Origin of the sequence: Variovorax humicola (genome assembly GCF_037889915.1) — a bacterium.
GTDB lineage: Bacteria > Pseudomonadota > Gammaproteobacteria > Burkholderiales > Burkholderiaceae_C > Variovorax > Variovorax humicola.
In genome coordinates this window covers 38,906-52,720 of sequence record NZ_JBBKZV010000027.1, presented here as the reverse complement: position 1 = coordinate 52,720, position 13,815 = coordinate 38,906, and the positions used below count along the sequence as shown (strand labels likewise).

The following is a 13,815-nucleotide window of genomic DNA, read 5'->3' as shown; positions in this document are numbered from 1 at the left end:
CTCAAATAGACGCTACACGGGACGCGAAAGCGGTGACCTCGATCTCCACATCTACGTCCTGCGAAAGCTTGGCTTCGACGGTGCTGCGAACGGGAAGGTGGCCGGCGAAGTAGGACCGGTAGACCTCATTGAAAGCTGCCATCAACTTGATGTCCGACAGCCAGACGGTCGCCCTAACGACGGTGCTCAGGTCGAGCCCATGCTCACTGAGACTGAGATTGATTGCATCAAGCACATTCTTTGTCTGTTCGGCGATGTCTCCGCGAAGCGGCGTCATGTCGGCGTTCTTCGGAGTCTGTCCCGACAGGAACACGAAGTCGCCCGCACGCACGGCCTTCGAGAGGGGCGCCGTCAACGGCGAGGGATAGCGAGTGATTTGAGTCATGGATGCCTTTCGTGATACGTATTTCTCGGCCGCGCCGCCTCTTCAGGCGGCGCGCGCAAAGCCTTGTTGGAAGCGATGCAAGTCCAGGCTGGACGAGTGAGCGTGAGGGCCGGCGCCCTCAATCTGTGAAGCGACGAGTTTGGCCGTCACGGCCGACAGGGTCAGTCCGTTGTGGGCATGGCCAAAGGCGTACTGAATCGTCGGATGTGCCGGGACGACGCCCACGGCGGGCAGACCGTCCGGAAGCGATGGGCGAACGCCCATCCACGGCTGTCCATCCTGGCCGTCAAGGCCGGTCAGGTACTGCTGTGCCAATCGCAGCAGCATGGTGGCGCGCTCAACGTTTGGTGGCGCATCCGCCGAAGCGAACTCCGCAGTGCCTGCGAGACGCAACCCCTCGTCCATCGGCGTCGCTGCAAAGTGCGGCTCGCCAAAAACAACCGGACGGCGCAGACGGACTCCCGGCTTCGGAAGCATCAGGTGATAGCCACGCTCGGAAGCCAGCGGAATGCGAGAGACGTAAGGCCGAAGCAACTCCTTGCTCCAGAACCCCGCGCACACGACAACTCGGTCAAAACGCAGCCGCTCTTTCGAGCCTCGGAGCCATGCCCCTCCCCCCTCCGCAGGATCGACGGACTCGATGCTGTCCTGTAGCAAACGGGCGCCGTTGCCTTGCAGGTGTTCCGCGTAAAGCAAGCCGAGCTGGCGTGGATTGCTGCAGCGTCCGGAGTTGCGAAACATTAGGCCGCCCACGATGTCCTTCGCCAAGGCGGGCTCGAACTCGTGGATCTCCGCGGCGTCCAGTCGGTCAACTGCGATGCCGTAGTTCTGGAACACAGGCAGCGATGCGCACTTGGCCTCCAAGGCGTCGCGATTCTTGAAAGCTACCAGACCCCCGTCCCGAGAAAGGAGATGCCCGGCGTTGGCGTGGGAAGCCAGATCAAGGATTGCCTCGTAGGCGCCCGTGGTGAGCGCGGCCAGGGTCCGGGTGATCGAGGCCCTGACGTCCCCCTTGACGGCCGCCAACGCATGCCAGCCCCACGACATCATTTGTGGTGCGTACGTCGGCTTGATCACCAGCGGGCCATCGCTGTCGAGCATGAGCTTGGGCAGCTTCATGAGCATGTCGGGCGCCGCCGGCGGAAAGATGTTCGCTTCCGACAAGTATCCGGCGTTGCCGGACGAACATCCGAGCATCGGCGTGTCGCGGTCTATCACTGTGACCTGGTGGCCACGACGCTGCAACTCAAGCGCGATAGACAGGCCGACGATCCCGGCGCCGACGACGCCGACAGAGAGGGGTATTGAGCACGAAGCCACTGCGAAGACCCCTGATCAGTGCGAGCGGAGGTCTGACAGGAACCGCTTGGCCCGGTCGCTGGTCGGATTGGCGAAGAAGGCGTCGGGCTTGCCCGTCTCCACCAGCTTGCCGTGATCCATGAACCACACGTTGTCGGCTACCTCCCGTGCGAAGCCCATCTCGTGCGTCACGCACATCATCGTCATGCCGTCACGCGCCAGGGACTTCATGACGTTGAGCACTTCGCCGACCATTTCAGGGTCCAGTGCGCTGGTTGGCTCATCGAACAGCATCACGGGCGGTTCCATGGCAAGCGCACGGGCAATCGCGACCCGCTGCTGCTGACCGCCGGAGAGCTGCTGGGGGTACGAGCTCGCCTTGTGGGCCAGTCCCACGCGGTCGAGAAGTGCCATCCCTCGCTCCTTCGCTTCGGACTTCGACTTGCCCGACACCTTGACTGGCGCAAGGCACACGTTGTCGATGGCGGACATGTGCGGGAACAGGTTGAACTGCTGGAATACGAAGCCGACCTTGGTCCGGAAGTGGTTGAGATCCAGGTTCTTGGCGTGAATGTCCTGTCCGTCCAAGGTGATCTCGCCTTGCTGAATCTCTTCCAGGCGATTGACGGTGCGGATCAAGGTGGACTTGCCTGAGCCCGAAGGGCCACACACAACGACAACTTCGCCCTTCTTGACCTCTTCGGTCACGTCGGTAAGCGCGTGGTACTCGCCGTACCACTTATTGACTTTGGAGAATCGGATCATTTGCGGTGCTTTCAATGGAGGTGATGGTCGAGCCGGCCCGGCGCTTGGTGACGATGCGATCCACGGCTACAGCGCACTGGGTCAATGCGAAGCAGACAATGAAATAGATGACTGACAGCATTGCGAAGACTTGCAGCGGCATCGTGAGCAAGGACGAGTTGACCTGATTGGCCGAGTACGTGAGTTCGTGAACGCTGATCACATAGCCAATGGAGGTTTCCTTGATCGTCGAGACGAATTGGCTGATCAGGCTCGGCAGCATGTTGTAGAGCGCCTGCGGCAAGACAACCTGTCGCATCGTCAATCCGTAACCCAGGCCGAGCGAGCGAGCCGCTTCGGTCTGGCCTTTCGGCAGTGCTTCCATGCCGGCGCGAACGATCTCCGACATGTAGGCGGCCTGGTAGATCACCAGCGTGACGAGGAGCGTTGTGAATGCACTCACCGCCTGTCCGATCAAGACGGGGACCAGAAAGTAGCTCCAGAAGACAAGGAGCACCAGGGGCACGCCGCGGACGAAGTAGACGATGACCGTGCTCGGGACCCGCAGGATTGCGTACGGCGAGACGCGGCACAAAGCGAGGGCAACGCTCAGAGGGAAAGCGAAGCCGAGGCCAAGGATAGAGAGGATCAGCGTCAGCGCCAGACCGCCCAGGGGCCCATTCGGGTACTGCCCGATCAGCAGGCTCGGAAGATGGTGGGAAAGGATTTCACCCATGATTTACCTCGCAGGAACCTGCATGCGGCGTGCGGCGAGCGCACCCAGGCCCATCAATCCCAGCGACACAGTCAGGTAGAAAGCCGTCGCCAACATGTAAGCCTCGAACGTACGGAAAGTCTGGTTCTCGATCTCACGCACCACGTACGTAAGCTCCGCCGCACCCAAGGCCATAGCCAGGCTGGTGTTCTTGAACAAGATGACGGTGTGATTGATCAGTGGCGGCATGGCCGTTCGGATTGCTTGCGGCAGGATCACGTAACCCATAGACCTCACGAAGCTCAGACCCAACGATCGCGCAGCTTCCTGTTGGCCATGCGAGACTGAGCGCAGGCCGCTTCGTACGTCCTCGCAGAAGTACGCGGACATGCACAGACCGATAGCGATCGATGCGAAGATGAGCTCTCCGTTGTTCGCATTCACCCACGACTGAGCGGCAGCAGGAAGGATCGCGCTGATACCGAAGTACCAGAGGAAGAGATGCGCAAGCAGCGGAACGTTCTGCTGGTAGGACACCCAAGCGCCCACGACCCGGTCTAGTCCCTTGTGGCCCACCGATCGCAAGGTGGCAAGCACGACGCCGAGCGCGACAGCCAGCAGCCAGCTGGACATTGTGAGCATGACCGTGAATTTCACGCCTGCCCAGAGGTGCTCGGCGTGCGGGGGCGCCAGCAGCGAACCGAAGTTGAGATTGATCGACATATTGGCGCCTGCTTGGGTCGCTCGATCAGCCGGCGATCTTCTCGGTCTTGAAGTCGCGCTTCATCTTGTAGATGGTGCCCTCGCCCATCCACTTGTTGAAGATCTGCTGCGCCTCGCCCGACTTCTCGATCGAGTCCAGGGCGTTGTCGACGGCCTGCACGAAAGCGGGCTCGCCCTTGCGCATGCCAAGTCCCCAGCTTTCGCGGCCAACGGGCGGCGACAGGACCTCGATGTTGCCCTCGTCACCCAGGCGCGCGATAAAACGTCGCATCAGGGACTCGGAAAGCACGTAGCCATCGACCTTGCCTTGAACCAGCGCTGTGAATGAGGAAGGCGCGTCGTCGTAGCTCACGAGTTGCGCAGTGGGAATCACCTTTTGGATGATCGGAATGTTGCTCGAACCCTTGATGGTCGCAATGCGCTTGCCGGCCATGTCGTCGCGCTGCTTATAGACGCCCTTTTTCGCGGCTACCGACTGGTTGCTGACGAAGTAGGACTTGGAGAACGCGATCTGCTCGGCGCGCGCGGGGTTGTATCCAAGCACGGCCGCCAGAATGTCGACGCGGTTCTGGGTCAGCTCCGGGATGCGCGCATCGAGGGAGACGACCTTGAGTTCGGGCTTGACACCCAGTTGCTTCGCGACGGCCTTGCAGTAGTCGACGTCGTAGCCGACCACATCGCGGGTATTGGTGTCCTGGTAGGCGAATGGCTCCAGGGAACTCACCACCGCGCAGGTGAGTACACCTTTCGCCTTGACGTCGGCCAGTTGGTCTGCGTGAGCGGCGCCTACACCAGCGAGGGCGGCCGCGGCCGTCGTACAAGAGAGCAATTTGATGAGCTTCATGGTCGTGACAAGTTCGTTGAAGGAGTTGGGTGTTTGAGCGGCCCGCTGGTCGTCTTGCCTGCGAGTGCATGAATTGTTTTACTTTCCAATCGTTCCGAAAAGCGATATTTATGCAAGTAGAATATTTCCTGAATGGTATGGATTGCGGGGGTTTTCACGGTGACAACGTTCAAACAGCTCGAAGCCTTCGTTGCGGTCGTGGACTTGGGCTCCTTCGAGAAGGCCGCCAGGAGCCTCGACACCTCGCAATCGAACGTCTCCCGCCAGATCGCCAGCTTTGAGGCCTCTTTCGACGTACCCCTCTTCAACCGGGACCAGCGTGCCGCCCGTCTCACGATGACGGGTCAGGAGGTGCTGCAACTCGCTCGCGGCCTGCTGCGCCAACGCTCTAACCTTGCCGAACGATTCGCCAACGCGGACCTGGTGTCCTCGACACTCAGGCTCGGTGTGACGGAGCTGGCGGCAATGACGTGGCTGGGCGGCTTCATCGCGGAACTACGCCGGCGTTACCCGCGCATGCGCCTGGAACCCGAGGTCGGATCCTCGGCGTATCTGCACTCAAGGGTGCGCGATGGCCAACTGGACATCGCGATCGTCCTGAGCGCCGTGCGCACAACGGAGATGGCCAGGCTGCCGATCGGTCAAGCGCAGTTCGGTTGGTACTGCGCAAGCTCACTTCCCATCGCACCCACGCTTACCCTCGCAGAGTTCGAGCGCGAGACCTTGCTGCTTCAGGGCGATGTGCAGTCGGGCGGCAGCGTCGTCGGTCAATGGCTCCAGGAGCGCAGCGTCCATCCGACGAGTTCGATTCCCGTTGACAGCCTGATGGCGCTCGCGGGAATCTGTGCTGCAGGCCTCGGCGTAGCCGGGATGCCGAGCGCCGTGGCCCAGGGACCTTTGAAGGAAGGCGTTCTGCGGGAGGTGAGGATTCCGATCGGCGCGCCGCAGATGGACTACATTGCGCTCGTTCGCATCGACGCTATTTCCGATCTCCATCGCCGTGTCGCCACGCTTGCGCGCGAGCAATGCGATTTCGCCTCCACGTTCCATGGCTACTGACTCCCCGTCTTCTGGAAAGGCAAAAGAAGCCGATGTTCACGATCAAGCAACTCGAAACCTTCTACTGGGTGGGTCGCCTCGGAACCATCGCCAAGGCCGCCGACAAACTCCACGTGACGCAATCCGCCGTCACCAAGAGGTTGCAAGAACTCGAGGGCATCGTGGCCGCGCCGCTCTTTGAGCGAAAAGCCCGCAAGAATCTTCTTACCCCCGCAGCCAAAAACCTCCTGGTCGAAAGCGAACCTCTCTTCGAGATGCTCGAGCGTCTTCAGAAGATGAAGGCAAGCACGGACCAACCCGCGCGCGAACTCCACATCGGCCTCGGAGAGCTCACGGCACTCACGTGGTTTCCGGCGTTCATCAAGCGGATGAAGGACACCTATCCCAACGTCACGATCCAACCAGAGATCGATCTTTCGTCGTTGCTGTTGAGAAAGGTCAAGGAGGGCCACCTGGACTTTGCCATCCTCCCGGACATCCCCGATACGGACGATCTGGCACGCGTACCCGTGGGTACGGTGCCTTTCGGCTGGTTCGCCGCACCCGGTAAATTCGCCAGCCGGGAAGTGCATTCTCTGCCTGAGCTGGCCTTGCACCCGGTTATCGAGCAATCAGAGCATTCGATCATCAGCCGCCTTTGCGCACGTCTTTGGGAGAGTGCCGGCGTCCGTCCTGAGCGCCTCAATGGCGGCAACAACATCGTGGCGCTCGCCGGACTTGTATCGGCGGGCGTGGGCATCAGTTGCCTGCCGGTGCCGCTGTTCGAGGCTTCTCTTGCCAGTGGCGACCTGGAATTGCTGAAGACGCAGCCGGAGGCCCCAACGGTCGATTACGCATGCTACTTCCTGAAATATCCGCACTCGGCGCTGGGATACAACGTCGCCGAAATCGCCAAGCGGACTTGCACCTTCCAGCTCGTGAGCGACGCCAGCCGCGACCTAGGCAAGGCGCACCGAAAGACTTCACCGCGCGCCGATGCGCCACTCAATCCCCTTTGATGTCGGCGCTCTCAATCACAGCCTTCCAGCGAACGGTGTCCGCGTCCATGCGTGCCGTCAACTTCTTGGTCGTGCCGGCAATTACTTCGACGCCCATTTCTTTCATCTTCTTTTGAATCTCCGGGTCGTTGAGGACCTCGGTGATGAGCGAAGAAGCTTGTCGACGACACCTGGCGGCGTGCCGGCCTTGGCGACATAGCGTAATAGGGGGTGATCGTCCTTTCGGTGCGAATTGTCACGGTTAGGGCAAAAATACCATTACGGTGGGTAAAGGGGCTTTCGCGCAAGACATCCGAAATGCAAGTTGCTGATTTCAATGGTGTTTTCACTCGCCACCGTGACAATCCGCACCGGGAGGACGATCACCCCTACCTGCCGATCGATCGCGTGGGCGCGAACCTGTTCTTCCAGCTCATCAGCCGGCGCTACGAGCGCGGACCAATGATCCTGACCAGCAACCAGAGCTTCGGCGCGTGGGGCGAGGTGTTTGGCGATCGCATCATCGCCACCGCGATCCTCGATCGGCTGCTGCACCACGCGGTGACCGTGAACATCCGCGGCAACTCCTACCGCCTCAAGGTAAAGCTCAAGGCCGGATTGATCCGGTCACACAACGATAACGACAGTTCTCAACCGGGTGGGGAAATTTGAGTTACCACACTGGGGAGAATTCGTTTGCCCTTGACACCTGCGGCGTGTCGACGCGAAGTCCTATGTCTACACGCTGGCGCATTCCAAGACCCATTGTTCGGCCAACGCTCGGGTTCAAGTCTTTCCACTGCGCACGCATTCTCATTGCCGGCATTGATATGAGACCGCGCACATGATCAAGAAGGGGCAACTCGACTGCCCCGAAGGCCAAGCCTCGTCCGCAGCGTCAAAGTTCTACTCGCTCGCATTTTGAGTGGCACGCGACAGCCCGGCTTTACTGGGCTCGGTGACGTTACCGCGACAGAACCAACACCCGGACTTGGCTCGTATGCGGCGAATCCGATTTCAATCACGCGACCGAAGGCAAACCTGATCTGCGCGGTCGCGGATGCTCCTCGCGCACTATGCGGCTACGCCTCACGTCCTACAGCACTACGCGTGTCAGCGGAGCCGGCATGGCCGATACACGGGATCGAAACCCGCTGCGGGCACGACGACATTTGTGCCCCCGAGGCCGGTCACTGTTACATACTCCCCCTCCCTCAAGGCGGGAGTTCGCGTGATCCGGATGATGTTGTGAGAGAGTCACGACCAGCCATCTCATCGGGAATTTTTACCTTGAGGTGAAGCGCGGACGGCGATTGAGCACACCATCAGCGACTCAACGACTTTGCGCGCGATCTACCGACCTGCCGATACGCCGCCTCCAACTCATCCTGCACCCAAATTGCCTGGGCCAGACCGCGATCTTCAAGAAAGGTACGACGACCCCAAGCTTCAGTCTGCATAGCGCGTCAGGACGAAGGTGCCCGGCGCGTCAGCGACCACCACGTCGGCAGGAATCGGCTTCGCGCGCACCGGCTTGCCCGACCGCGCGGCGAGCCACGTGTGCCATGCCGGCCACCAGCTTCCTTCGTGCTGCTGGGCCTGCTGCTGCCACCGCTCGGCATGCAACCAGGGGCCCTCCGACCGGCGTAGCGCGATTCGGTAGTAACGCCGCGGATGACCCGGCTCGGAGATAATGCCGGCGTTGTGGCCACCGGCGACGAGCACGAACGTCAATTCGGCGTCGCAGAACCGGTGGAGCTGGTAGACCGAATGCCACGGCGACACGTGGTCGTGCTCGGTGCCGACGAGGAACACGGGCACGCGGATGTCGGCGAGCGAGACCGCGTGGCCATCGACGCGCCAGCGCCCCGCGGCAAGCGCATTGCGCAGGTACAGGCCGGTCAAGTATTGGTGGTGCATGCGCGCCGGCATGCGCGTCGTGTCGGCGTTCCAGGCGCTCAGGTCGGTGCGCTCCTCTCGTTCGCCGAGCAGGTATTCGCGCATCCGCCGCGTCCACACCAGCTCACGCGAATGCAGAAACTGGAACGTGCCGGCCATCTGCTTGCCGGTCAGGTAGCCCTGGCCACGCATGATCTCGTCGAGCAGGCGGATCTGGCTTTCGTCGACGAACAGGCCGAGCTCGCCTGGCTCGGAGAAATCGGTCTGCGCCGCGATCAACGTCAGCGACCGGAGCTGCGGCAGCCCCGCGGTCGACGCGCTGCCGCCCTGGCGGCCGAGCGCCGCAGCGGCAATCGCCATCAGCGTGCCGCCAAGACAGTAGCCGGCCGCGTGCACCGGCTGGTCTGCGCCCTGCAGGTCGCCAATCGCGCGCAGCGTGTCGAACACGCCGAGGCCGAGGTAGTCGTCCATCGACAGGTCCTGGTCGCTCGCGTCCGGGTTCAGCCACGACACCATGTAGACGGTGTGGCCCTCGCCGACGAGGTAGCGCACGAGCGAGTTGTGCGGCGACAGGTCAAGGATGTAGTACTTCATGATCCACGACGGCACGATGAACACCGGTTCGGGGCAGACCGTCTTCGTCTGCGGCGTGTAGCGGATCAGTTCGACGAGGCGGTTGCGGTAGACGACCTTGCCCGGGGTCACCGCGAGGTCGCGGCCGACGACGAAGCGCGACGCCTGCGCGAGCAGCTGCGGGTCCGGCTGTCCGGTGGTGTCGCGCAGCCAGTTCATCGCGCCCTGGACCAGGTGCGCGCCGCCGGATTCGATCACGTCGGCGAGCACGACCGGGTTCGTCGGCAACCAGTTCGCTGGTGTCAGCATGCCGAGCCACTGGCGCGCGAAAAACTGCGTCTCAGCGGCATGCTGAGCCTTCATGCCGGGCGTGCTCGCCGCCTCGCGCCAGAACGCCTCCTGGTTGCGGAACGCATGGCGCAGCGCGCCGAACGGCCATTGCGCCCATGCATCGTGGCGAAAGCGCGGGTCGTCGTCGGCGGCGCCGAGGTGTTCGTCGCCGGGCGTGCCGCCGGCGGCGACGCGCACGCTGTCCAACCCGAGCCGCGACGCCAGCGATGCGAGCTCCATCTGCCGGCCGGGCGATAGCATCAGGTGCCAAGCCCAGTCGGCCCAGGCGAGCGACAGCGACACCGGCGACAAGCCACGCGTCAACATCCGCGCGCCGGCAGCGTGGACTAGGCGGTCGAGGCTTTGAGTGGGCGTTTCCGGGTTCATGGCGCGCATTGTCGGTGCGTGAAGGGCTTCGCCGCCTTGATGAAAACCCATGCACAAGTGCGACTCGGCGTGCTCCGCCGACGACGATCAGTTGAACCAACCGTCACGAATGCCGGCCGCCAAGCCAACCTGAGCAGGAACGCAAGCTGCGTCAGAGATCGCGTCTTGCGCCACCAACCCCCCACCGACGGCTTCTTCGTCACATTTGACGGCCCCGCCCGAGCGGTCCGATGTGCGTGCTCGATCGTCGAAGATCTCCGTCCACTTGGAATCGAGATGCGCGCAGGACTCCATACTGGTGAATGCGAAACTGTCGGGGACAAGGTTGGCGGTATTGCCGTGCACGTTGGCGCCCGCGTCGCCGCGCTCGCAACAGCTGGCGAGGTGCTGGTTTCTGGCACCGTGAAGTGCTTGGTCACAGGATCTGGCCTGCAACCAACCGTCACGAATGCGGGCCGCCAAGCCAACCTGAGCAGGAACGCAAGCTGCGTCAGAGGATCACGTCTCGATGAAAGGGACTGCCGCTGGCCTGGAAGCTGCTTGGGATCGTGTTGAAGTTCGCCCCAAACGACGCTCAATGATCCCGCACCTCCCGTATATGGACCCTCAATGGCCAAGGCTCTTTTCGCAGGCACTATCTTCACCAGTGCGTTCCTGCTGTTCCTCGTCCAGCCGCTGATCGCCAAGCAGATCCTGCCCTGGTTCGGCGGCTCGGCCACGGTGTGGTCGATCTGCATGGTGTTCTTCCAGGTCGTTCTGCTGGCCGGGTACGCGTATTCGGACTGGATCACGCGCCGGCTGCGGGTGCGCACGCAGGCCATGCTGCATGCCGCGCTGCTGCTCGCGAGCGTAGCGTTCCTGCCGATCGTCACCAGCGCGCGCTGGAAGCCGGCCGGCGCCGAAGATCCGACGCTGTGGATCCTAGGTCTGCTGGTCACGACCATCGGGCTGCCCTACTTCCTGCTGTCGACGACCGGGCCGCTGGTGCAGACGTGGGTATCGCGCACGCCATGGGGAGCGCAGGTGTATCGCTACTTCTCGCTATCGAACTTGGCATCGCTGGCCTCACTACTGGCCTACCCGGTGCTGGTCGAACCCTACAGTTCGTTGCTGCAGCAAGCCTGGGGTTGGTCGCTGGGTTATTGCGTCTTCGTGCTGTTGTGCGGGGGAACGGCAGTCCACGTGGCGCGGCATTGGGGCGGCGCCGCGCCGGCCGCGGCTCCAGCCGACGCAACGGTCGAAACCGCGCCACGGCCCAGCGACTACCTGTTCTGGCTGGCCTTGCCGGCGCTTGCGTCTTGGTTGCTATTGGCAGTCAGCAACCACATTACGCAGAACGTGGCAGCCATCCCCTTCCTTTGGGTGCTGCCACTATCGGTTTATCTGCTGTCATTCGTGCTGACTTTCGAGAGCGACCGTTGGTATCGCCGCGCCGTGGTGCTGCCGGCGGCGGCGTTCACGCTGGTGCTGTGCGCCTTCGGGTTACAAGACCCCATCGGCGCCAACGTCAAAACCGCGCTGCCGATCTACATCGTCGGCCTGTTCGTGTTGTGCATGTTTCTGCACGGCGAGATGGCGCGCCTGCGCCCTGGTGCGCGCTACCTCACGCGCTTCTACCTCATGCTCGCGCTTGGCGGTGCGGTTGGCGGCGTGACGGTGGGGCTGATCGCGCCGCACCTGCTCCCGGCCTACTATGAACTGGGCATCGGCCTGGTGCTGGTGGCGTTGGCCGGCGTCGGGCTGTTGCGCGCCCGGCGCCTCCTCGTGTTCTCGGCGCTCGCGCTCGCCGCTTGCTGCGTCTGGTTTCTCGTGCTCCAGGTACGCAGCGACGTGACAGATGCGCGCCGCATGTCGCGCAATTTCTACGGCACGCTGATCACGATCGACGCGCATCGCAGCGAGCCGACAGACGATGTGCGGGTGATGTATCACGGCTCAGTCAAGCATGGCGAGCAATACCTGGCGCCTGCGCGCCGGCGCGAGCCCACCGCCTATTTCGGCCCTTCCTCGGGCATTGGTCGGGCGATTGCCGCGGCGCCGCAGCGACCGCGCCGGATCGGCGTGATCGGGCTCGGTGCCGGCACGCTCGCGGTCTACGGAAGGCCTGGAGACATCTTCCGCTTCTACGAGATCAACCCGCAGGTGTTCGACCTGGCCGATACCGAGTTCAGCTTCCTGGCGGACAGCGCCGCGCGCATCGAGCGCGTTCTGGGCGACGGCCGGCTTGCACTTGAACGTGAAGCGCCGCAAGACTTCGATGTGCTGGCGGTCGATGCCTTCTCCGGTGGGTCGGTGCCCGTTCACCTGATCACCGCCCAGGCAGTCGATGTCTATCTGCGGCATATGCAGCCCGGCGGCCTGATCGTCTTCAACGTCACCAACCGCTACATCGCGCTCGCTCCGGTGGTCGAGAAGATCGCCGTCGCCAAGGGCCTGTACTCGGCGCTGATTCACGACGAGGCGGAGAACACCGGTTTTCGGCGCACCGACTTTGTGCTGGTCACGCGCGATCCGCAGGCACTGATGCGCGATCCGATCCGAGGTGCGACCTCCGTTCCCAAGCCGATAGCCGGCCTGCAACCCTGGACCGACGACTTCAACAACCTCTTCGGTGTGTTGAAGTAGGGTGGCGATGAAAGCAGGCGCCCACTCACACAGGCACGGATTCGGAACGGGCGCACAGCGGTTTGAAAGACATTGCTTTCATCGTTTTGCTTATGCCGAAGATCGCGATGACACGCTTCAGGTTGTATGCCAGCACTGTGCAAGCTCATTTCCGTGTTTACGTGCGGCAGTGTCTTCGTGAGGAAATGGGTTGAACCCATCCAGTACTTGAGCGTGCCGAACACGTGCTCCACGGTACACCGTCGCAGCGTCATCGCGACAGGTTTGCGATCAAGACGCTGCTGGGCGCGCTCGAGCACCGCCTCGTATTCCCATCTTCGAATGCGTCTGTAGTCGCTGGGCGTGCACTACTCTTCAATGGGACACCTGGGGCAAGCGCTGGTCCAGTAGAGGCGCGCGTTGAGACCATTCCTTTCGATCGTGCCGAATCTGAAGATGGCCCGCTCACCCGCGGGGGCACTGATACTCGTCGTCCTTCGCGATATAGATGAAGTCGCTCTTGTCGAAGCGCCCCTCGGACTTCGCGTTCGAGGTCATCGGCTTGGGAACGTAGGTTGTGATGCCCGCGTCTTCGCAAGCCTTGAGCTCTGTGCCATTGAAGTACCCGCGATCGGCCAGCGCTTGAAGCTTGGTCTTTCCGATCGCTTCGCGTGCACTCAGCGCCATCTTGCTCGGTTGCGAGCGGTCGCTGCCGACGTTGGTGACCTCATGCGCCACGATCAGGTGGTGCAGGGCTTCGTCGGCTGCCTGCACGTTGTAGCCCACCAGGCCAGTGCCCTTGGCCTGCGAGTTCATCGAGCGCGCATCGGGATCGGTGGTCGACCGCTGGCCGTTGGGCTCGTGTTTCAGTTGCTCTCTGGTCCGATCCAATTCCCGCATTTGCTCGCGCAGCTTCTTGATCTTCTCCTTCAACCGCTTGGTCTTGGCTTCGACCTCCGCACGTTGGGCGCGATCCGCCGTCTCCATGGCATCAAGGTAGCGCTGGATGCTTTGTTCGATCTGCCACTGGCGCGCATCGATCTTGCCGGGGGTGAAGTTGCGATCTCGACTGTTGACCGCCTTGAACTTGCTGCCGTCGATCGCGACGATAGCTTGCGTGAACAGCTTCAACTCTCGGCACATGCCGATGAAGCGCTTGCAGACGTTGCGGATCCCGGGACCATTGTCATGGCGGAAGTCGGAGATGGTCTTGAAGTCCGGCGTCAGATGGCCGGTAAGCCACATCACTTCACGCCAGGGAACTGACCCACAAGGT

11 protein-coding genes and 3 pseudogenes are annotated in these 13,815 nt (G+C 62.3%); 5 read left to right on the top strand and 9 right to left on the bottom strand.

The genetic code is table 11. From position 1 onward, the window contains the following. Position 1: 1 nt before the first annotated feature. Genes WKW80_RS28525 through WKW80_RS28500 form a run of 6 tightly spaced genes read right to left on the bottom strand, consistent with a single transcriptional unit; the run spans position 2 to position 4,710 of the window. A complete protein-coding gene (locus WKW80_RS28525; RefSeq protein ID WP_340366963.1) occupies positions 2–385 on the bottom strand; it encodes a RidA family protein in 384 nt (127 codons plus the stop codon). A 42-nt stretch (positions 386–427) separates the two neighbouring features. Then, complete coding sequence (locus WKW80_RS28520; protein ID WP_340366962.1) at positions 428–1,705, bottom strand: NAD(P)/FAD-dependent oxidoreductase; 1,278 nt, start codon at positions 1,703–1,705, stop codon at positions 428–430. Positions 1,706–1,720: 15 nt separating this feature from the next. Next, positions 1,721–2,449 carry an amino acid ABC transporter ATP-binding protein gene (locus WKW80_RS28515; protein ID WP_340366961.1) on the bottom strand — a complete coding sequence of 243 codons (729 nt, stop codon included), beginning with the start codon at positions 2,447–2,449 and terminating at the stop codon, positions 1,721–1,723. After that, complete coding sequence (locus tag WKW80_RS28510; protein ID WP_340366960.1) at positions 2,424–3,164, bottom strand: amino acid ABC transporter permease; 741 nt, start codon at positions 3,162–3,164, stop codon at positions 2,424–2,426. The genes WKW80_RS28515 and WKW80_RS28510 overlap by 26 nt, the downstream gene beginning before the upstream one ends. 3 nt (positions 3,165–3,167) lie before the next feature. Continuing rightward, positions 3,168–3,866: an amino acid ABC transporter permease gene (locus tag WKW80_RS28505; RefSeq protein WP_340366959.1), complete on the bottom strand. Its 699-nt coding sequence runs from the start codon at positions 3,864–3,866 to the stop codon at positions 3,168–3,170. Between the two features lie 25 nt (positions 3,867–3,891). Then, positions 3,892–4,710, bottom strand: coding sequence for an ABC transporter substrate-binding protein (locus WKW80_RS28500; protein ID WP_340366958.1), 819 nt, complete (start codon positions 4,708–4,710; stop codon positions 3,892–3,894). A gap of 159 nt (positions 4,711–4,869) precedes the next feature. Between WKW80_RS28500 and WKW80_RS28495 the strand changes: the two genes are divergently transcribed. From WKW80_RS28495 to WKW80_RS28480, 4 genes and pseudogenes are all read left to right on the top strand, one after another. After that, a complete protein-coding gene (locus tag WKW80_RS28495) occupies positions 4,870–5,769 on the top strand; it encodes a LysR family transcriptional regulator (protein WP_340366957.1) in 900 nt (299 codons plus the stop codon). Between the two features lie 32 nt (positions 5,770–5,801). Further along, positions 5,802–6,767 (top strand): LysR family transcriptional regulator, encoded by a 966-nt coding sequence (locus WKW80_RS28490; protein WP_340366956.1) that lies wholly within the window; start codon positions 5,802–5,804, stop codon positions 6,765–6,767. Between the two features lie 357 nt (positions 6,768–7,124). Then, a pseudogene (locus WKW80_RS28485) lies at positions 7,125–7,418 on the top strand (ATP-binding protein); the annotation flags it as partial. Positions 7,419–7,510: 92 nt separating this feature from the next. Next, positions 7,511–7,671: pseudogene (locus tag WKW80_RS28480) on the top strand (IS6 family transposase); the annotation flags it as partial. Positions 7,672–8,195: 524 nt separating this feature from the next. On the opposite strand, the gene WKW80_RS28475 reads toward WKW80_RS28480, so the two are convergent. After that, complete coding sequence (locus tag WKW80_RS28475; RefSeq protein ID WP_340366955.1) at positions 8,196–9,944, bottom strand: PHA/PHB synthase family protein; 1,749 nt, start codon at positions 9,942–9,944, stop codon at positions 8,196–8,198. A gap of 78 nt (positions 9,945–10,022) precedes the next feature. After that, entirely contained in the window at positions 10,023–10,397 is a 375-nt protein-coding gene (locus tag WKW80_RS28470; RefSeq protein ID WP_340366954.1) for a hypothetical protein, read from the bottom strand. A gap of 147 nt (positions 10,398–10,544) precedes the next feature. Here WKW80_RS28470 and WKW80_RS28465 point away from each other — a divergent pair, with 147 nt between their 5' ends. Next, on the top strand, positions 10,545–12,560 hold the full coding sequence (locus WKW80_RS28465) for a spermidine synthase (protein ID WP_340366953.1): 2,016 nt from the start codon (positions 10,545–10,547) through the stop codon (positions 12,558–12,560). Positions 12,561–12,585: 25 nt separating this feature from the next. On the opposite strand, the pseudogene WKW80_RS28460 reads toward WKW80_RS28465, so the two are convergent. After that, a pseudogene (locus WKW80_RS28460) lies at positions 12,586–13,790 on the bottom strand (IS1182 family transposase); the annotation flags it as partial. Between the last annotated feature and the right edge of the window lie 25 nt (positions 13,791–13,815).